17 protein-coding genes are annotated in these 20,466 nt (G+C 43.7%); 6 read left to right on the top strand and 11 right to left on the bottom strand.

Going from position 1 to position 20,466, the window contains the following annotated elements; all coding sequences use genetic code 11:
• Positions 1-26: 26 nt before the first annotated feature.
• From Q5691_RS05680 to Q5691_RS05645, 8 genes are all read right to left on the bottom strand, one after another.
• Positions 27-2,852: a BPTD_3080 family restriction endonuclease gene (locus Q5691_RS05680; RefSeq protein ID WP_333310408.1), complete on the bottom strand. Its 2,826-nt coding sequence runs from the start codon at positions 2,850-2,852 to the stop codon at positions 27-29.
• 25 nt (positions 2,853-2,877) lie between these two features.
• Positions 2,878-4,062: a Fic family protein gene (locus Q5691_RS05675; RefSeq protein WP_333344135.1), complete on the bottom strand. Its 1,185-nt coding sequence runs from the start codon at positions 4,060-4,062 to the stop codon at positions 2,878-2,880.
• 130 nt (positions 4,063-4,192) lie between these two features.
• Entirely contained in the window at positions 4,193-4,801 is a 609-nt protein-coding gene (locus tag Q5691_RS05670) for a Uma2 family endonuclease (RefSeq protein WP_333344134.1), read from the bottom strand.
• Entirely contained in the window at positions 4,801-5,157 is a 357-nt protein-coding gene (locus Q5691_RS05665; RefSeq protein WP_333344133.1) for a hypothetical protein, read from the bottom strand. The genes Q5691_RS05670 and Q5691_RS05665 overlap by 1 nt, the downstream gene beginning before the upstream one ends.
• Positions 5,150-5,494 (bottom strand): DUF433 domain-containing protein, encoded by a 345-nt coding sequence (locus Q5691_RS05660; RefSeq protein WP_333344132.1) that lies wholly within the window; start codon positions 5,492-5,494, stop codon positions 5,150-5,152. The genes Q5691_RS05665 and Q5691_RS05660 overlap by 8 nt, the downstream gene beginning before the upstream one ends.
• A gap of 57 nt (positions 5,495-5,551) precedes the next feature.
• Positions 5,552-8,161: a site-specific DNA-methyltransferase gene (locus Q5691_RS05655; protein WP_333344131.1), complete on the bottom strand. Its 2,610-nt coding sequence runs from the start codon at positions 8,159-8,161 to the stop codon at positions 5,552-5,554.
• A gap of 36 nt (positions 8,162-8,197) precedes the next feature.
• Positions 8,198-8,392, bottom strand: a complete 195-nt coding sequence (locus tag Q5691_RS05650; RefSeq protein ID WP_333344130.1) for a hypothetical protein — start codon at positions 8,390-8,392, stop codon at positions 8,198-8,200.
• A 24-nt stretch (positions 8,393-8,416) separates the two neighbouring features.
• Positions 8,417-10,777: a glycoside hydrolase family 31 protein gene (locus Q5691_RS05645; protein ID WP_333344129.1), complete on the bottom strand. Its 2,361-nt coding sequence runs from the start codon at positions 10,775-10,777 to the stop codon at positions 8,417-8,419.
• Between the two features lie 158 nt (positions 10,778-10,935).
• Between Q5691_RS05645 and Q5691_RS05640 the strand changes: the two genes are divergently transcribed.
• Positions 10,936-11,349, top strand: a complete 414-nt coding sequence (locus tag Q5691_RS05640) for an element excision factor XisH family protein (RefSeq protein WP_333344128.1) — start codon at positions 10,936-10,938, stop codon at positions 11,347-11,349.
• Positions 11,337-11,672 carry a XisI protein gene (locus Q5691_RS05635; protein WP_333102648.1) on the top strand — a complete coding sequence of 112 codons (336 nt, stop codon included), beginning with the start codon at positions 11,337-11,339 and terminating at the stop codon, positions 11,670-11,672. The genes Q5691_RS05640 and Q5691_RS05635 overlap by 13 nt, the downstream gene beginning before the upstream one ends.
• Before the next feature lie 469 nt (positions 11,673-12,141).
• Here Q5691_RS05635 and Q5691_RS05630 read toward each other — a convergent pair whose 3' ends face one another.
• Together Q5691_RS05630 and Q5691_RS05625 are read right to left on the bottom strand one after the other, a co-directional pair.
• On the bottom strand, positions 12,142-12,501 hold the full coding sequence (locus Q5691_RS05630) for a group 1 truncated hemoglobin (protein ID WP_333212579.1): 360 nt from the start codon (positions 12,499-12,501) through the stop codon (positions 12,142-12,144).
• A 158-nt stretch (positions 12,502-12,659) separates the two neighbouring features.
• Positions 12,660-12,899, bottom strand: a complete 240-nt coding sequence (locus Q5691_RS05625; RefSeq protein WP_333344126.1) for a hypothetical protein — start codon at positions 12,897-12,899, stop codon at positions 12,660-12,662.
• Positions 12,900-13,145: 246 nt separating this feature from the next.
• Between Q5691_RS05625 and Q5691_RS05620 the strand changes: the two genes are divergently transcribed.
• Complete coding sequence (locus Q5691_RS05620; RefSeq protein WP_041622513.1) at positions 13,146-13,748, top strand: 2OG-Fe(II) oxygenase; 603 nt, start codon at positions 13,146-13,148, stop codon at positions 13,746-13,748.
• A 57-nt stretch (positions 13,749-13,805) separates the two neighbouring features.
• Here the strand turns inward: Q5691_RS05620 and Q5691_RS05615 are convergent, their stop codons facing one another.
• Complete coding sequence (locus Q5691_RS05615) at positions 13,806-15,584, bottom strand: SWIM zinc finger family protein (protein WP_333344125.1); 1,779 nt, start codon at positions 15,582-15,584, stop codon at positions 13,806-13,808.
• Positions 15,585-16,138: 554 nt separating this feature from the next.
• Here Q5691_RS05615 and Q5691_RS05610 point away from each other — a divergent pair.
• The 3 genes from Q5691_RS05610 (at position 16,139) to Q5691_RS05600 (ending at position 19,722) form a co-directional block, all read left to right on the top strand.
• A complete protein-coding gene (locus tag Q5691_RS05610; protein ID WP_333344124.1) occupies positions 16,139-17,425 on the top strand; it encodes an AAA family ATPase in 1,287 nt (428 codons plus the stop codon).
• Between the two features lie 4 nt (positions 17,426-17,429).
• The gene (locus Q5691_RS05605; protein WP_333212586.1) at positions 17,430-18,089 is read left to right on the top strand and encodes a hypothetical protein; all 660 of its coding nucleotides are present in this window, start codon (positions 17,430-17,432) and stop codon (positions 18,087-18,089) included.
• A 358-nt stretch (positions 18,090-18,447) separates the two neighbouring features.
• The gene (locus Q5691_RS05600; protein ID WP_333212588.1) at positions 18,448-19,722 is read left to right on the top strand and encodes an alpha/beta hydrolase; all 1,275 of its coding nucleotides are present in this window, start codon (positions 18,448-18,450) and stop codon (positions 19,720-19,722) included.
• Positions 19,723-20,466: the final 744 nt, after the last annotated feature.

Raw genomic sequence — 20,466 nt, 5'->3', positions numbered from 1 at the left:
TCCCCGGATGCTATATTATAGTAACTTTATCTCAACTGAAATGCAGCTTTTTCCAAGATTAATCCAACATCAGCCGGATTTGTGGATACATCATACTGCCAATAACCAAAACCACCATGCTGGTTAACAGCTTTAATCCACTGATCGAGAAATACCCATTTAGCCTCATCTTGACGAGTTTGTTGCCCTTTAGTTTCTAGAATCAAAAAATTGCCATTTTTCAGACGAACTATAAAGTCGGGGCGATATTTCCGAACAACTCCGCCAAAAATATAGAGAATCTCAAATCCAAGGTGATCGTTTTTCACCCAAGCATCTACAATATGAGCGTTTCTTTCTCGATCGAGTTCGTAGGCTTCGCTGGCTTCCCATGTACTGTCAAAGACGCAGCAGTTGATGTGAGATTTACAAGTGTACTCGCAAGGTTTACCTGTGTACCAGGAACGCATATCACCTGTAGATCGGATTGGATGAACTGGATCGAAAACTGGTTCAATTCTTTCTGTATTTTCTAAATAAATAGCGTTCCAGATGTGTTCAACGACTTTTCTCAGATTAAGAGTGATCAGGATACGTCGTCGGATTTGGTCTCGATTGAACAATGGCGGAGTAATTTGGATAAAATCTGATTGGATGAATTTTTCGACTAATTGAATCAGTTTTGCTAGTAAGTATTCTCTATTACCTTTCCAGCCGGGTTTCATCTGATCGAAAATATCTCTAGCAACCTCAAAAGTGATTTTTTGCATCCGCTGTTTGCGACCTAAATCTTCTAGATCGATCGCCTTTATTTTCGTGACATCGGGTTTGCCATCGACACTCGGAGCGAGGTCTGCTAGGGTAATATTGTCAGAGGCATTTAACTTCAAAGGCTCAACCTGACTCAAATCGAGTTTGAGTTCTGGTTTATAAATGTAATCAATGCGAACGATATTTGGAAAGCTGATTTCAAACTGCTGCTTTTCTGGATCGGGTTTAATTTCTGTTTTAGGAGTCGGGGGCGGAGGCGGAGTTCCTTCATCGGATTCGTGGGGAAGAAAGGTAAAAGGAACACCAAAAATATTAACATATTCGGCTTCAAGTAGCTTTGTTTCTGGGTTGATGTCGTAAGTAGTTCTCCGTAAACCTCTACCTACAACTTGTTCGCAGAGAAGTTGGCTGGTGAATGCGCGAATCCCCATAATATGCGTTACAGTTTTAGCGTCCCAGCCTTCAGACAGCATCCCAACTGAGATGACATTTTGAATCTGTTCTCCAGGCTTCCCAACTTGACCAACCGTATCCACCATTTGCCGTAAAAGTTCTGCCTGTTCTTTCTTAGAAAGTTTGCGAATAGGCTCATCATCAGAGTTATCATCTTCGGCAGTCTCAGGGTTTGTGTCTTGTATCTCAGTGCTTTCCTCTTGGGATTCTGCCATTTTCAGAACGTTAGAATCTATGTGTAAGGTGTATTCTGGAATGCAGAGTTCTTCGACTTGAATTTTGTTATGGTCAAAGGCATATTTGATTCGGGCAGCAGTTTCGGTACGGTTGGCGATCGAAATCATTGCTGGTGGAACTTTATGGCCAGATTCTTTCCATGCTTTCGCAGTTTCCAGCCAATCTTTTCCGAGTAAGAGGTAGCCGTTGTTGAGCAAATCAGGAAGCGATTCATTGGGCTTGGCTTTACGATTTACATCATCGTAAACTTCTGGATCTCGATAAAGATGGTAAAGACGGGATTTGAAATCTTGCACGTTGAGTCTTGCATCGTCGCGAATCACAACGCGGGGAGTCTTGACTAAGCCAGATTCGATCGCATCATTTAAGCCAAAATCACTGACAATCCAGCCAAAGAGAGCTTCTTCTGAGCTTTTTTTACCAGACGGGGCGAAGGGTGTGGCGGAGAAGTCAAAGCAGGTGAGGATTTTTCTAGCTTGGTGGATGCGATCGCACCCACCAACCCACTTAGTTGCCTCATCTAAGTCTTCTTTGCTGACACCTTTAACTTTGGATTCAGCAGGAATGCGCCATGCGTGGTGTGCTTCGTCGTTGATGACAACTATGTTGCTGGAGTTGCCAAGTTCTCCTAAAACCTCTCTTGCGTAGGCTTCATTACTTTTTGCACCACGTTTATCAACTCCTTTTTTCTTTTTAATTTGTTCCTCAGTTTCCCAATTGAGGGTGTGCCAGTTACGGATTAAAACTTTGCCTTGACGAAGTTGATCTAATAAGCCCAGAGGAACAATATTGAAAATTTCGTAGTAGCTATTTTCAGCAGAGGGAAGCAGAACTTGCAGGCGATTCTTAACTGTAAGTCCGGGGGCTATGACAAAAATAGCTTTGGAAAAGCGGGAGTCTTGGGGATAGGTAACTTTATTCAGAATTTGCCATGCAATTAACATCGCCATGACGATTGTTTTGCCGGAACCTGTTGCCATTTTGGAACACAGGCGTTTGAAGTTTCCCCCATCGGAAGGGATGTCGATACCAACTTTTTCAGACGGGGGGGATTCTGTTAGCCAGATTAGGGTTTCTATGGCTTCTAACTGACAGAAAAAGAAGGGAAAGTCCCGTTCTTCGGAGTTGTGCCAGTGTTCTAGCAGACGTTTGGTAACGCCTGTAACGCCGGGGTGTCCCTCATTGCACCAAGCTTTGACGCGGGGGCGGATTTGGTTAACTAGAGGAATTTCGACAAATTTGCCTGGATCGTCGAAGGTTTTGGAGCTTTCGGAAGCGATAATATAGCCTGCGGGTCTTCTTCCTTCTGCAAGATTAAACAGGCGAGAAGTGCGATCGTAGTGCCAATATTGTTTGGGTTCTTTGTAGGGAGAATTGATAATAAGTTGATCGATGTTAGTTTTTGATGACATAAGATTTGCTGTCTTAAAAAAAATATTAACTTTGAGTTGAGGGTATAGAATCAGATTTTTCTGGATTGATTAATGTGTAACTACTTTCAAAAAGATTGAGATAGGGTTCGTAACGATAAAGTCTGTTGCGTTGCCAACCGGTGACTTCTTGAAGCAAAGTAACTTCTACAAATTTATCGACTATTTTACTAGCAGTTGCGTAACTACATTGCAGTTCATTTTCGACCAAACGAATATTCACGATCGGGTGCTGGAAAAGTAATTCTAGCAAGCGCAACCCATAACTGCTACTGGAAATTTGCTGCCCAATAATTTCGCGGTGTTTTTCGCGCATTTCCAGAATAGAACGGGCTGTTGTTGTTGCTGACTGACTGACTTCAAAAATACCTTGAAGAAAAAACTTTAACCATCCTTCCCAATCACCATGAGTGCGAATTGCCATCAGGCGATCGTAATATTCTATTCTGTGAAATTTTAGATAATGACTGAGGTATAGTAAAGGCTTTTGCAGGATTCCTTGCTGACAAAGCAGAAAAGTAATTAGCAATCGTCCAATCCGTCCATTTCCATCTAAAAATGGGTGTATTGTTTCAAATTGAGCGTGAGCTAATCCGCAATGAATCAGTACAGGTAAAGAATTGTTATCGTGCAAAAATCTCTCTAGGTTGTCGAGAGATTGGTGCATTTCTGCAACTGTTGGAGGTACATAGGCCGCAGTACCCAGGTTACAACCTTGAGGGCCAATCCAATTTTGACTTTTCCGAAATTCTCCCGGTGTGCGATCGCTCCCTCGCACATCTTTGATCAATTCTGCATGAATTTCTCGCAGCAAGCGCAGACAAAGTGGAAATTCTTGAAGCCGCTTTAAACCGTAGTTCATGGCGTTAACGTAGTTAACAACCTCCTGCACATCTTTAAAGCGTTCTTGACCTTTGACATCAATTTCATATTGAAGTACGTCCTCTAGGGTGCTTTGCGTTCCTTCAATTTGCGAACTAAGAACGGCTTCCTGACGGACGTACATCGCTACGAACAGGTCAGGGTTGGGCAAAATAGAGGTAGCACCGTCTAGTCTTCCTAAAGCTCGATCGGCATTGGAGAGCAAGCGATGAAGCTCTGCGTCCATTTTAATGGGCGGTTCGGGAGGGAGGGGCGCTGGAATGAAGGCGCTATATCCTTCAATTTGTTGGACGTATCGACCAGATCGCATAATTGGGTGACGGAGGGACAAAGGTTGAGGTCTTGTTATCTTATGTTATTCCAGTGAAATAAGACGGCTGGATCGGAATCTTATTATATTAAAACACTTTTTAGTATAATAAGATTTGTCGTCTGAATAATTACCCACAATTAAAAATTTGCTCTGCGGTCACATTCAACTCTGGGAATACCGCTGATTCAACCCTTTTATCTCCCCGAAACAGCTTAATTTGATACTCACCATCTACTAACTGATATACCGATAAAGTAGGCTGTTTCGGAGAACCAATATAACGGCTACCACCTAAACCCAAATAATCTACAATCCAATATTCAGGAATGCCTAATGCTTCATAATCAATCATTTTGTGGGCATAATCATCACGCCAATTTGTGCTGACCACTTCAACCACTAATTTTACGGAATTTCCCTGAGTAATAACTGATTCTCTTTCCCATCGAGACTCATTGGCTGCTACGGCTTGTTTATCTAATACAATTACATCGGGATCGTAGCCAGAGTTATCGCTAAATTTAATTGTACATTCCTTGGGAATAAAGTAAGGAAGTTGCAATCGCCTGATTTCAAAGCCCAATTCGAGCGACTGAAAACCGGCAATCGCTGAGTGTTTACCAGTTGGATTGGGCATTTCAACAATAACTCCGTTATGTAGTTCATGGTGTCCTTTTTCTGGCTTCCATTCCAGGAAGTCATCAAAAGTTATTAACTTGGGTATAGCTTGAGTCATCAGGAAACCTCTTTAGTGATAGGTAGATGAATAATTTGATCTTGATATTCATTGAGAAAAGAACATTCAGCAATCAAAATTAATTCCTCTATGTTTTGCCCAACGCTTAAATTAGCATTTAAAATAAATATTCCAGGAATATGACGATTGGCTTGCAAATGATCGTTTAAGTGAACAGGCATAGATTTACGGTTATTCGTGACTAGGATAAAGTCATATTTTTCACACCATTCTAAAATCTCTGGGTCTTTAGTTCCTTTGGCTGGTATAAAAGGTTCGCCAATGACCCGAATAATTAATTCTACTTGTTTACTCCGAATTTGATTAGGATAAACCGGGTCAACATTTTCATCCATTAGATACTTGAGCGGCATTTTTTTGACTTCTTTCTTCCTTAATTTTTTGCAGTCTAATCGAAGCTGGATGAGGGTTTAATTCTTGGGCTTTTCTTTGTTGGTGTGACCATTCTAGCCAGTCTTCGATATATTTATCTAAGAGTGCTTTATTGTTTAAATAATACAGGATGGTCGCATAAATTTGATCGAGGGTCAAAGTGTAAAAATGTTTTAAAATTTCCTCTGGTGAACGTTGTTGATAAATATATTCATAGAGGATGCTTTCTATTCCCACTCTTGTCCCTTTTACTCGAATGTCGTCAGGTGCTAAAAACTCAAAATATTCTTCTATTAGCATGGTTTATTCCTCCATTTGTTGCTTAAGGTTTGAATTAATTGTGATAAATAATGAAAATCATGCCGTTAACCGAATAATCTTCAAACTCTCAATTCCTCTATCGTCCACAATCTTGACAGCAACACGCTGATACTCGCCGATTTCAAAGGGCAATGATACTGTCCCTTGATAGGACTCAATTAAATCCTCGTCAATTTCGGCTTTCAGATTGCGGGCTAGACGCGACCAAGCATCTTTTTCTCCTGCCATTGGGAAGAAAACCTGACGCGGGAAAACGCTTCTGCCATCATAATCGGTATCTAACATCCATACGGCAATTTTTTCAACGCTGCCAGATTCGATATTTCCCGTTTTGGTGTTGTAGTAATCGAAGCCAAAAACTTCTACTTCCCACTTATCTTTATTTTCGCCTTGATCAATGCGGCGGAGGGCGACATCTGGTTGACCCATCAGCCAGAAGCTATCGTTACTAGCGCGTTTTTTCTTAAGGTCTTCTGTCTGCATATCCATGTTCATTTGTGCTTTCAGAAGCGTGACACCGGGCCAGTTGGTTTCGTCGATGTCTTTGGCCGCTTCAGGGTCAAATTGGAAGGCGGCAAAGATAATTAATTTAGGTTTGGGTACTAAAGTTTGTGCTTCTTCAATAGCTTGAGTGACTTGGCGTTGTTCTAGGGGTGCGTGTTCTGGCCCGAAAGAAATCACAACTCGCATCGGTTTATCATAAGTGCCGCCAGATTCTTTGACGGTATTTGATCCCAAATCGTTAGGTTTAGTTTCGGCATCGGCATGAAGCCAGCGAGTACCGGGTAAAGCTTCGACTCGCGAAAACAGGATGTATTGCCCGTTTTTACCGCGAATTCCTGTTTTTAGCATTTCATCACGCCATTCTGATTGCCGCAGAGTTTCGCCAGAACGGGTAATTGATTGGTCAGCAACGGGTGGATTGATAACATCATCAATTGGTTTGACTATGGGGGCGGGGACTGCCTCGACTGTAAATGGGCCAGTAACTCTAACTCTGGATTTATCTATCAAGGGTTGGTCGTAGAGGGTTTCTTGGTCGGCATATTTATTAATAGCTTGTTCGATTTGTATGCGGTTCATGCCTTCCCGAATGTCTGGGTTATTGGCAATAGATTTGAGGGTGATGTGAGGGACGGTTTTGTATTTGAAACCACTGCCTACGCCTTCCTGGGAATTTGCAAGTTGATAATAGTCAAAGGTGGCGGTCATTAAGCGTTGTTTGGCTAGGGTTACTGCTACTCGCGAGGTATCGCAGGTGATCCATCTGCGTCCCCATTGTTCGGCTACGTAGGCAGTTGTGCCGCTACCGCAGGTGATATCAAGGACTAAATCACCTGGATCGGTAGTCATTAAAAGACAGCGTTGGATGACTAATGTTGAAGTCTGAACTACATACAATTTGTCATATTCACCTGTTGTATTTGTCCATAAATTAGAGACTTTACTTACAGGAAAATCATTATAATAAATAATATATCTTAGTGTCTTACCTCTATCAAATAAACGGTTTGCTTTAGCTAAATTTTTCATGCCATTTTTTGTGGTTTTCCAACTCCTACCTGAAGATGTTCGATAGTTTTTGCCCTCGTATTCAAAATCAAATATGCAAGATTGCGTATAACCACTGGATACTAGATTATCGTCACAAAAAATTCTACTATCTTTGGATATAATATTTAAATTGGCTTTTTCTTCAGCCGTTAAAGGTCTTCTTGTTCCATCAGAAAATTCAATATTTGAATATCTAGAGTCCCCTCCCAATTCTCGCTGAGTAAATATATCTCTATATTTGTATTTGGATTTATCTTTTGCATACCAAATTAGATAAGATGTAACTACTGATAATCCCGAAGATGTTAAAGTGCCAGAGCTTCTATAAGAAATAACACAAACAAAATTATCCCCACCAAAAACCTCGTCCATCAATTCCCTAATATGATGCAGATTCTCATCAGAAATCTGCACAAAAATACTTCCTATTTCAGACAACAACTCTCTCGCTAACAACAATCTATCTCTTAAATAAGTCAAATAAGAATGAATCCCCAATTCCCAAGTATCCCGAAATGCCTTAATCGTTTCCGGTTCTTGAGTCAAATCCTCATCTTTCCCATCTTTCACATCCCGCTTATTCACAAACGGCTGAAAATTTGAACCATATTTAATCCCATAGGGCGGATCGAAATAAATCATCTGCACTTGTCCCGCCATTCCCTCTTTTTCTAATAAGGAATTCATCACTAAAAGCGAGTCTCCAGCAACTAAGCGGTTACTCCAATTATGCTTGTGCTTGTAAAATTCGATCGCCTGTCGAATCGGAGGATTTTCTTCGGGTGTTTCAAATAGAGATAACTGTACACCCTGACTTTGATTTTGCTTCCGCACTGCTTCAATGATGCTGCGCGGATCAATGCGTTCGTGAACGTGCAATGATACTGTAGGGACTTCAAAGCTAGTATGTTCTGCTTTGCCAGCCCAAACTAACTGAGGGTCAAGGTGAGGATCGTAGGCATATTGTTTGCTATCCCCATCTGGATCGGTGTCTGGCGTAACCAGTCCGACGGGTGGGTTATTTACCCTTTGTTGGTTTTCGTGGTTGTATTGCCCGATCGCTCTTTGGTCAGGTTTCTTTTGCCTCGCCATGATTTCCTTATACCCTCAAAACCTTTACCTTACAATTTATGCCACACCTTTGCCCAATTTGTTAGATGTTTTTTGGGATTGCTCTAGTCTGCTAATATCTTGGCTATTCTTGAAATGAATTTTATCTAGCCACAATGGAATCACAGGCGATCGCTCGATCGAGGGATACGATCGCCCTTTCCATCTCAAACTCTGCCAGATCGAGCGATCGCCCTGAATCAATCCCACCATAGCATAAACCGCTTTATGCCAAAGTTATCCAAATGTCAAACGCCGCACCGTACCATCATCGGTAAATCGCTGTTCGCCAACGCCAACAACTTCCACAATAACTTCGCGTTCTGATATCAAAAATTGACCCTCGCGCGCGGCAATTTCAACGATGATTTTTTCCTCTTCCAAATACACCTTGTAATTAGTCGTTGCCCAGACACCTTTTTCATGTTCAAAACTGTGTCCGTCGTCCTCATAAAGCGTCCATTCACCGCTTCCGGGCCAAATTCGCATTTTTAATGACTCAAGCGGTTCTTCGCTGACAAATTGCCTCACAGGTGCGATCGCAATTATGCCTCCACCCCGCACGTAAAGCGGCATTCTCTCCAAAGGTGCATAAGCCAAAATGTGCGTCGGGCCCTGATAGCATTCGCCCGTCCACCAATCGTACCAAGTCCCCTCCGGCAAATACACAGCGCGATGTTCAACTCCCGGCCGGTAAACAGGTGCAGCCATCAGCGACGGGCCGAGTAATACTTGATCGTAAAGGTGATAAGTTGCCCGATCGCGCGGAAAGTGATACAGTAGCGGTCGCAAAATCGGTGTTCCCGTCGTTGCAGCTTCCCAAAACAACGTGTAAATGTAAGGCAACAACTGATAGCGCAAATTCATGTATTCGCGGCAAATCTTCTCAGTGCGATCGCCAAAAACCCACGGTTCGTGCTGCGCCGTACTTATCGCCGAATGACCGCGCATCAAGGGATACAGCATTCCCACCTGCATCCACCGCGCGAACATTTCGGCGGTTGCATTCTCCGCAAAACCGCCGATGTCGCAACCGACAAACGCCACGCCGGAAAGCCCCATATTGCAAAGCATTGGTAGCGACATTTCTAAATGATCCCACAGCGATTGATTGTCACCCATCCATACCGAGGAGTAACGCTGAATGCCGGCAAAACCCGATCGCGTCAGCACAAAAGATCGCTCGTTCGATCGCACTTTTTGCAACCCTTCCGAACAAGCTTTCGCCATCATCAACCCATACAAATTGTGCGTTTCCGCGTGGGTTGCGCCCTCGGATTCCGGGCCTTGCGGTGCATCCAGCGGAAACCAGATGTGTTCGTGACCGTCACCAAAAGGCCGTTCTGCGATCGAAGGTTCGTTCATGTCGTTCCAAATTCCCGCAACGCCCATATCTGTAAGGTTTTTGTGCAATTCGCCCCACCACTGGCGCACCTCTGGCCGCAGGAAGTCGGGAAACACCGCTTTTTCGGGCCAAACGTAACCGTGGAATAGCCTACCCTCTGCAGTGCGGACGAAATAGTCGTTTTCCACACCCTGATCGAATACTTCATAATCTCCTTCCGGTTCGTACTTGACACCGGGATCGACAATGGTGACAACCTTAAAACCGGCTGCTTTCAACTCTGCGATCAGTTTCGCGGGATCGGGGAAACGCTTCGGGCTCCAGGTAAAAATACGGTAGCCGTTCATATAGTCGATGTCGAGGTGGATGACATCGCAGGGAATCGCCCGATCGCGAAATTCCTTCGCCAACTCCCGCACAACGTCCTCGGAGTCGTAGCTCCAGCGGCATTGGTGGTATCCCAGCGCCCATTTTGGCGGAAGCGGCATCCGGCCTGTTAACTGCGTGTAGGTGGCGAGAATTTGGGCGGGTTCCGGGCCGTAAATGATGTAGTAATCGAGTTCCGGGCCTCTGGTTTCCATCCGCAAAACTCCCGGTTGTTGGGCGCCGATATCGAATTGACTCCAAAATGTAGTGTTGAAGAAAATGCCGTAAGCGCGATCGGGATTCAGGGCGATGTAAAATGGGATCGCCTGGTACATTTCATCGCTGAGGGAGTTGTAGTCAAGCGCGTCTATTGTCCAGTTTGTCTTGACTTCGGAGAGTTTGTCGAGAAAGCCGGTGCGTTCGCCGAAACCGTAGAAGTGTTCGTCTGCTTCGATGCGTTTCCAGCCTGCGGTTGCGCCTGTGCGCCATCCCATACTGGGATCGCAGTCGCTAGCAAAGGGTTTTCCCGATTTGTCAAAGCATTCGATGGCAGTGCGATCGCGCTTGACTGAAATCGTTATTTGTGCTGTTTCAATTTCTATTTTTTCGTCAGTTTCTCGCACTTCAAATGGTGTAATTTCCCACTCTTCGTCAGCGAGAGTTATTGAGTGCGATCGGCTTTTGAATTCACCTGTCGGGGACATTCGCACTCTGATTAAATTCGGCGCGAGGATGCTGATGTTTAGGGAGGAATTGGTACAGTTGAAGTGAATTGTGCGTGAAGCGCAGCTATCCCGTAGGGAATCGGTTTTATCGATCGATTGTACTGAGCCGATGGTTGACCAAGGCTGTTCGGTTGTTTGGAGTTTTCCGAAGTATTGCGGCATACACTCTGACTCGAAATATTATCGATTTTGCTATGAGCAGTTAAGGGTTGTCATCTGGCAAAAGGCTGAACTATAGCCAAACTGAGTATTCCCCACCCGTAGCCAGGGTATAATGGGCGACAAGGAGCCGACATTAAGTTGGATGAGGTACTCTGAAGATGGCTAAAGACATTTACCACAATACGGTGAGAACGGCTCTAGAAAATGATGGTTGGACGATTACTAACGATCCCTTAACCTTGAAGATAGGAGGACGCTCGGCTTATATAGATTTGGGTGCACAGAAGTTATTGGCAGCAGAGAAAGAAGGTCAGCAGATTGCAGTGGAGGTGAAAAGCTTTATCGGCCCATCACCCGTACATGATTTGGAGCAGGCGCTAGGTCAATACATCATGTATTCACAAGTTTTGGAGCGGCAGAATTCGGCGCGTTTGTTGTACTTAGCCATTCCAGAAAGCGTGTTTTTAGATTTTTTTTCAGAGGAGCTGCCACAATTAATGGTTGAAATCAATCACTTAAAATTGCTAATTTTTGATGCGAACACAGCGGAGGTTAGAAGATGGATAACTTAGAGTTTTATCGGCAAACGATCGAGACGATTTTACGAAAGTATGCAGAAATTCCCTATTCTTTTGGAGAAATCGACCAGCACTTAATTGTCGATCGCGATCGCAATCACTTTATGCTGTTTGATGTGGGTTGGCAGCAAAAACGGCGAGTGCATGGATGTATAACTCACGTCCAAATTATTGATGACAAAATTTGGATTCAACGCGATGGCATTGAGGATGGGATTACAAATGAGCTAGTCGAAGCCGGGATTGGGAAAGATCAGATTGTCTTGGGGTTTCAACCGCCCAACGCCCGCCCTCATACCGGATATGCGGTGGCATGAGGTTGCCGGCGATAGAGTTAAAAACCTGTACTTCACCGAAGAAACAATCAGCGTCGCTCTCATGGATGGCCGAACAATTACTTTACTTTACTAAATCTACTTAAGCTGTTACGCATTTAAAATAGTATTGTAGGGTGCCACGGGCCGCAGCGTTTTTCTTGCCTAATAAGTGAGCGAACTGACCAATAATTTCAAAGGTGGTACCCGCCACGTGATTTATCCGTGGAATCAATCCAAAATCTAAAATCTAAAATCCTCAAGCCCCCGAATTTATCCGTGGGGTCGCCTCTAAAATCTAAAATCTAAAATCTAAAATCGAATGACGCACCCTACAGGCTACTTCCTTCGCCTCTTCGGGGTTCATTATATCCGGCAAAAAACAAAGTGGATCTTTCGCTTCACCCTTACGAAATCTCCACTTTCTTCACTATTCTAGTGGCTGGAAAAACCCTCTTGCCTTCACTCGATTTTACTTGTACAAAACAGCTTCTTTCAAAGTCGCTACCTTAGCTAGCGCTGCTTCGAGATCCTCTTGGGATGCGCCGTGGGTAACGATTGCATCGGTCAAATGCTTCACAATTGCATCAAAGTGTTCAGGCTGTAAATTCAAACCTGCGTGTGCTTTCTCCATTGAACGGCCTGAGTATTGCTCGGAGCCGCCGAGGGCATAAGAGATAAAAGCAGTTTGATGGTGGCGCTGCTTTTCCATATCTGTATGATCGAAGAAGTGGCTCACTATCTCGTCAGCCAAAACATCGCGGTAAAAATCATCTACCATCTCTTTAATGGCTGGTTCTCCACCCATTTTTTCGTACAATGTTGTTGGCATATCGTTTCAGAAAGTTATTTTTTTCACTCACTCTTTAATTATAGCTGGCAGCTTTGCTTTTTTCCGCTCTGTGAAATATTAATTTAATCTAAAATAATTACTTAGTAACTGTTGCGACTGCTGGTATTTTTTAGACCCCCCTCTATTTGTAAACTTTATTAATGTTCTATCGCCACTGAAATTTTGTCGATCGCCCTCCCAGCATTTTGACCTAATGCACGGATTGCTGGTTTTAGCAAGATGTTTGCGACAAAGCCCCAATACGCATCTGTTTTCCAGCTAGCAAACTCAATAAATCGGTGAGAAAACAGAGGCCGAATGCGATCGCAATTTCCGCGATCGCCTCTGCAATTCCACAAGTTAAAATAAATGGGCGATGGGCTGCCCAGCGGCATCATGTATAAGCAAATGGCAAATATAATCGAATCACAACGACGATCGCCTGTATACTGATATTTTGCCGTTTCTCGTCGGTTGCGACACTTCCGGGCGATCGCCCGCAGTTAAGAAAAACCTTTGACTTAAGTACGCGGACTGAAATCAAGATTATTATGTCCTCCGCGAGAAACGAAGCAATCCCAAGTCTGAGCGATTGCTGCATTTCTATCTGCTGTTTCCTTAAACTTTGATGATTTTTGAGTGCCTTGAAATACTATAGCCAACATCCTAACGCTTTCTCGATCGACTACCTCAACGACTTGCGAGGAGCAATTCTAGCCTCCCCTTATCTAGCAATCAACAACCTCAATCGCGATTTCATTGGCACAAAAGGGTTTTCCGTGGTGTTTCAACGTTCGGAAATCGCCGAAGTAGAACGGCGCTTCCCCTTGTTTAAACCCTATCTAGACCAAGCATTACAGCCTGAATGCAATGCTTTTTACCTCAACCCTTTGTTGCTGGGTGAAGGTTCCCGCGTCGATCCGCATATCGATCGATCTTTGCGATCGTACTGCAAAACAGTTGAACCTCCCGCAGCCGTCAGCGTTTTATACGTACAAGTACCGCCGAACTTGCAAGGGGGAGAGTTGATACTGCGGCGCAACAAACAGCAAGTCGGGCAGATTAAGCCCCAAGCCAACTCGCTGATCTATTTTCAAGGAGATTTGACTCACTCTGTCAACGCTGTTAAAAGTACCGGAACTCGTTTGAGTTTGGTTTGTGAACAGTACAGTTTGAGCGAAACAGAATTGCAAGATATTCCAGGATTCACAGTGGAGTCTAGGGCCGTGAAAGCAAAAATTAAGTAAGGTTTATTCGATCCGGGGTTGAGTCGCTTTCACTTGGGTTTACGGTAAACTTAAGGCTCAATCTAAATCGGGACTTTTGAGCATTTCCATCAACTTCCGCTTCCGACTGTGTACTTGCATCAGTTGAGAACGATAAGTAGACCACTGAAGATTTTGCCCAGTGTGTAAATAGGCAGCGCGGGCTTTCTCCAACCACTTAATCGCCAGATTGTACTCGCTTGATTTCCCCTGATCCATAATCGATGCAGCACGCCGACAAGCATTGGTGATTACCCAATCGGGGCTGTGGCTGATAGCAGCCCCCATTACTCGGTGAATAAGTGCTGAGTCGTAATAACTCAAGCCATTAGCAAGGGCGATCGCATCTTCAATCATTCCCTCATCCAGAAAGATATCAACCTTCGCGTCAGAAAAATTCCAACTTTCCTTACTTTTCAGAGTTGCTAACAAATCTGGTTTCAAAGTTGACCAACTATCTCTTGCTAACTCCTTCACTAAACTATAATCTCTAAAAGACGGTTTGATTTTAAATATCTCGATTCTAGCATTTAACGCAAGTTCGTCTTCGCCCAACTCAACAGCCAACTCACTCATCGATGTTGCCAGTTGGTAATGGCAACGACCTGACAAATTTAACCCAGCTTGGCAAATTTTCAGAGCTTGTTCTAAGGCTCCCTGTTGTTTTAAAGTTTGAACGAGAGCAAAAGCATCTTCTGCTGATTGCATCTGGGTAGCAGCAGCTTCCACTGCTTCTTCTACTCTCCCCAAACGAGTTAACATCGTCAAGTATTGTTGAGTACAACCTTCTGCTTGGGCTAAGTATAAGTATTCTCGATCGCGTTCCTGGCGATCGAGGATTTGCAAGCGAATCAATGTTAAGTCGTGAGCACAGTCTGGTGCGTCACCAGTCCAAACTCCTTGCCCAGTAATGTTTCCTTCAAGTACCTTTTGGAGTAGGGGGTCGTCCCAACCTTGGCGTAAAGCTTCCAAGCTCATACTGAAATCACAATCCCATTCATCTTGCCAAGCTTCTAACATCACCTGGAGATCGATCTCTTCTTCAGCAGTTAGTTGAGCCGTCAAAATGGCTTCTGTCCAAGCTTCATTCAAAGCGTTAGCTATCTCATAATTTTCAGCCCCAAACTCTTCTACATCATTCCAATCTTCAACGCAGGCTGTGGTGATGGCTTCTAAAATTACTAAGGCATTGTTGCCATCCCCCTGTGCGCTGAATTCCTGGGCTCGCTGAATTACATCTAAAAGTTCTTCTGTAATCGGATCTTCCTCCCATCCATCCTCCAAATACCTCACAGCCTCTCGCAAAATTCGTCGTACTTGATATCGAAAAGGAGCAGGATCGATGGAGGTGTGGCGCGGTGCTTTGGTAGGTTGGTTTGAAGGTGCAGGAATAGCACTTAAGTTAATGTATTGTTCGATCGCATCAATGAGTGATGGTTCTTGTTTTACTAAATGCTGTATTAATTGCTGGGTTTGTACATCGTTAAGGCGATCGAGCAATTGTTCCAGTGTCGGGCGCTGCTCAATTATTTCTGGTTGCCGCAGACACAATAACAACGTCGCCACAATGTGTTTACACCACCCAGCGTTATCGTAAGCACAAGTGCAGAATAATGTAGAGGCTAATCCGGCATCATCAAAGGGCAGGGTAACACGGTAGGGTTCTACTTCGGAACCCTCCACTACTGCTTGCACCATATTGCCACGCCGCACTGCGCTAGTAACATTGCCAGCTAAATAGTAAGCTTCACCCCGCTTGAGGGATTGGGCAGAGGTGTGATGCTCGATCGTTGTTTCACTGAGTTTGGGAATGGGCATGAGACTATGCCTCAGAAATTAAAGGATTAGACTCGATTTTACCTGATAAATACACTTGGTCTACAATTTAATTGCGTTCCGATTTGAGGTTTCCATAAATTTCAAAAATCTGTAAAGCAAGCACTGAGAACGTTTGTAGCTTAACGAAGCAATCGCTCTTGTTATGATAGCTTTACATTCTGTGACATTGTAAAGTTTATTTGCACCTACCTAGTTAGCGATCGCTATACTCTAAAATACCTAGAAAAAAACTAAGGAGTTTGGGAGAAATTAGTAGTGCTGGCATCGTTTTTAAATGGGTAGGGTTAGAGAAATGTTACGCTGATTTTTACAAAATCTTCCATAACGTACATGACGAAACAAAAACAGACAAGCGGATATCGATTCAGGCAGCTAGTTTGCAGTGTTTTGCTAGTGCTGGCCAGTTGGAACGTGCCTCAATGCGCTTGGGCAGATGCTAGCCAATAAGTAAAATCAAGTATAATGTTAGAGTTACTGAATTGTTATATGGTTAGAGTAACTTATAACATTCCTAATGGAGCAGAGGAACTTAAGTGGTAAAAATAGAAGGATTTAGGGTAATAAATTACCGCTCGCTGCGTGATATTACTATGGGCAAGCTGTGGAATACGCAAAATGCCAACCCGCTAACGCCAATGACAGCCGTTATCGGTAAAAATGGTGTTGGGAAAAGCACGCTTTTCGACACTTTTGGCTTTCTTGCAGACTGCTTAAAAGGGGGAGTCGAAGAAGCCTGTGATTCCCGTGGGCGGGGAGGTTTCGAGAGAATTCGCTCGCAAGGACAAAAGGGAAGTGTTGAGTTTCAGATTTACTATAAAGAGGATCGTAACGCTCGACCAATCACCTATGACTTGGCAATAGACCTTGACTCTTCTCAAAGACCATATGTAAAAAAAGAAAGACTTAGACAACGGAGAGAAAACCAACTCAAAGGACAACCTTGTTCTTTTTTAATTTTAAATGAAGGTAAGGGTTTAGCATGGAAAGGTGAAGCAGAAGGCTTTGATGAAGATGGAGGGAAATTTGATGTAACTAATTTAATAAAAAAAATTCAAACAGGTGGGATATTAGAAGAAAGTAATGAAACGGAAATCGTTGAACTAGACGACAAGCGAAAATTGGGAATTGCTACTTTGGGAGCGCTCAAACAACACCCAAGAATTTCCGCCTTTCGTAGATTTATCGAAGGATGGTATCTCAGCTATTTCACACCAGACGCTGCCCGTAGCTTACCTCTGGCTGGGCCACAAAAACATTTGAATATTCATGGAGATAATCTAGGAAATGTAGTTCAATTTATGGAGAGAGAGCATCCTAAGAAATTCCAATCAATTCTGCAAAAAATATCTAGTAAGATTCCAGGTGTGGAAAAGATTAGCACCACAAAAAGTCCAGACGGTAGACTTTTGCTGCAGTTCAACGATCGAGGTTTTCAAGAACCGTTTTATGCTCAACAAATGTCAGACGGAACACTGAAGGTATTTGCCTATCTCCTTCTTTTAGAAGACCCCTCACCACCGCCATTTTTGTGCATTGAAGAACCAGAAAACGGACTTTACCATAAGCTTTTAGAAACTCTAGTCCGAGAATTTCGAGAACACGCTACAGCTCGAAGAAGTGGATCGCAAGTATTTGTTACAACACATCAACCCTATTTTGTAGATGCTCTTAACCCTGAAGAGGTTTGGGTACTTGAAAAGGGCGAGGATGGTTTTTCTCAAATCAGACGAGCTAGCCAAGACCCTCTCATTAATAACCTTGTTTCTGAAGGATTGCCCCTTGGCGGACTTTGGTACAGCGATTATCTAGATAAAAGGTGAATAAATGCACTTTGAGATACTTGTCGAGGATATTTCTGGAAAAACTGCTCTTGAAATTCTTATACCAAAGATTATTAGCACCGAACAACACACATTTAAGATCCATCCTTACAAAGGAGTTGGGCATATTCCTAAAGGTTTAAAATCTGCTTCTGAAGCCAATAAACGAATTCTGCTCGACCAGCTTCCGCGACTTATTCAAGGCATCGGCCAAACATTCTCTCAATATCCTCCTGATTACCCTGCTGTCCTCATTGTAATTTGCGACCTTGATGACCGATGCCTCAGTACGTTTCGCAGAGAACTACTAGATATTGTAGATAAGTGTAATCCTCCGCCAAAGACGCAATTTTGCATAGCAATTGAAGAAGGAGAAGCATGGTATCTAGGCGATTTAGCAGCAGTTAAGGCAGCTTATCCGAGAGCAAAAGAAGTAGTCCTAAATTCTTACACCAATGATAGTATCTGTGGGACTTGGGAGAAGTTAGCTGATGCGGTGTTTTCCGGTGGCAAACAAAAATTATCTAAACAAGGTGGGCAAGCAATTGGTTTAGAGAAAACAAACTGGGCTAACAAGATTCCTCCCCTCATGGACGTAGATAATAATTTGTCACCAAGCTTCTGTTATTTTCGAGATAAACTTCGAGACTTAACGAGTCAGTAAAGAAACCGGGTTTTTTTATTGGCAATCGCCTAGTGCAACGAAGTAGACTCGTAAAAAAACCGGTTTATAGACACCCGTGCCTAAGTCCTGTCTAACTACCAAAATCGGAATAATAGCCAGACTTTTGATGAGTAAAAACCCATACAGCTAGTTTAGCGGGACAACCTCAACTTAAGATTTCCAGAAACAGCGAACAACCCCAAAAATGAAAATAGAACGATGCAAAGCATTTTCAACCGACGCAGGATGTCGGAGTCAATGAAGCTGCTGGTTGGGTAAAATACCAGAGGCGATCGCCTCACCAATAAAAACCACCAGATTAATTTAAACTAATTAAAAATTAGGCTGCGAAAATCCGATGATCCACAAGAAGAACCGCAAAAAGTTACCCTTATTGGCAGCATTCTTAATCTCGCCATTTATTTCTTGGTTCCTGAGTGCGATCGCCCTATTTCTCAGTCTCTGGGTCATCGTACCAGCACCCACGATGTTCCTGTACCCTTTGGCGGTGGGAGCACCAGAAATCAGTCCTTGGTTGGTCGGTATCAATACGATCGCCCTTCTGCTGAACCTGCTCAGACGGCATCAAGGCAAAGTCTACATTATTTTGTCACTTTGTAACCTGTTCGCCCTAATCCTTGGCCTGCTACCCCTGATTCAGTTCCCAGCAGCCAATGCAGCGGTAGCTACCCAAATGCAAGCAGTTTTAGGGGAAAACTATTTAGCAGCCCTTCCTCAAGCCGATCGCGCGCAGCTACGCCCTCAACCGTTTATCCTCGCAGATGCGTTCCGAGGAATTCCCCTCAGAGAGGTTAGGATCGATCGGGCTATTGAATTTGCCAACCCTGACGGAGTTTCACTGCAACTAAACCTTTATCGGCCGATGCAAATTGGCAAATATCCGGCGATTATCACACTCTACGGGGGAGCTTGGCAGAGAGGCAATCCCGATGCCAATGAAGAATTCAGCCGCTATATGGCAGGCCAAGGCTATTGTGTGGTTGCAATTGATTATCGCCACGCTCCCAAGTATCGATTTCCTGCTCAGCTTGAGGACGTACAAGCCGCTCTTTCTTATATCAAAACTCATGCTGCTGATTGGGAAATCGATCTCGATCGAATTGCTATTATGGGAAGGTCGGCAGGTGCCCATTTAGCAATGCTAACTGCTTATGATTCTAGTATACTTCCTGTTCGAGCAGTGGTCAACTATTACGGGCCAAATGACCTGATCCGCGGATACAATGACCCACCTTTTCCTGATGCCATAAATGTTCGAGCCGTCTTGCGTGCCTTTCTGGGAGGAACGCCAGACGAACTCAATGAGCTTTACCGTCGGGCTTCTCCCATCAATTATATTAAACCGAATCTTCCCCCTTCTCTACTGGTTTATGCAGGTCGCGACCATATCGTTCAGCCCAAGTTTGGTCGATCGCTCTACGAACGATTGCGAGCCACGGGCGATTCCCTACGGGATAGCTTCGCTTCACGGGCTATTTTGCTCGAAATTCCTTGGGCTGAACACGCTTTTGATGCAGTTTTTAATGGGCCGAGCAATCAATTAGCTTTGTACTACACAGAACGCTTTTTGGCTCATGCTCTGAAGTCTTCGGATTACCAACGAGTTAACTAAAAATTACCAACTTATTCATTTATGCTCAATAAACTGCGGCTATAACAGTTTAATAAGTTCCCAAATCTCCTAAAGATTTCTCAGGCAAATTGTCGCACCAACTTTGAGAAGAGTTGCAAGACTTTATTTATCATATAGCGGTTCGATCGCGTGATGAGGTATGCCCCATGCCCCATGCCCCATGCCCCATGCCCCATGCCCCATGCCCTGTTAAACTGAAATCCTGCGGTTGTGTGCGATCGGTGCGATCGACCTTTCTGAAAAAAACATAAAATTCTGTAGCCTACAATACATTTATTTGGTTAATGATTGTTTAAACTCTCCAAGTGTAGATTGTGTACTCTCCATAATTCTCCAAAACTCCTAAACGAGTGCGTTGTTTGCTGGACTGCGATTTATCGATCGTCGAACCGTTAAAAACCATAAGTAGTTTTGACCTGAATTCATCGGAATTGATTCGCACAAAATTTTTGAGCTGACCAGGGTGAAGATTAATTACTAAATTTGTGCAGTGCAGACATCTATAATGTTGACTCAAGTTTGTACAGGCTCTTGCCATCTATCTTCTTGCTAATAACCGAAATCCAACCGCATCTCACACTGGATTGTCACACCCGATGGACGGCGAAGTGATTGAGCCTCGCTCCTCCAATCTTTTCGAGCCTGCCAAAAAAGGCATTCTCCCAAAAGTTAGCTTTGACTAAAAACGTTGGGTAAATCTCAGATGTTGCACCATGATCAAGA

Origin of the sequence: Microcoleus sp. w1-18aA5, assembly GCF_036701705.1 — a bacterium.
GTDB lineage: Bacteria > Cyanobacteriota > Cyanobacteriia > Cyanobacteriales > Microcoleaceae > Microcoleus.
This window is presented reverse-complemented; position numbering and strand designations above follow the sequence as displayed.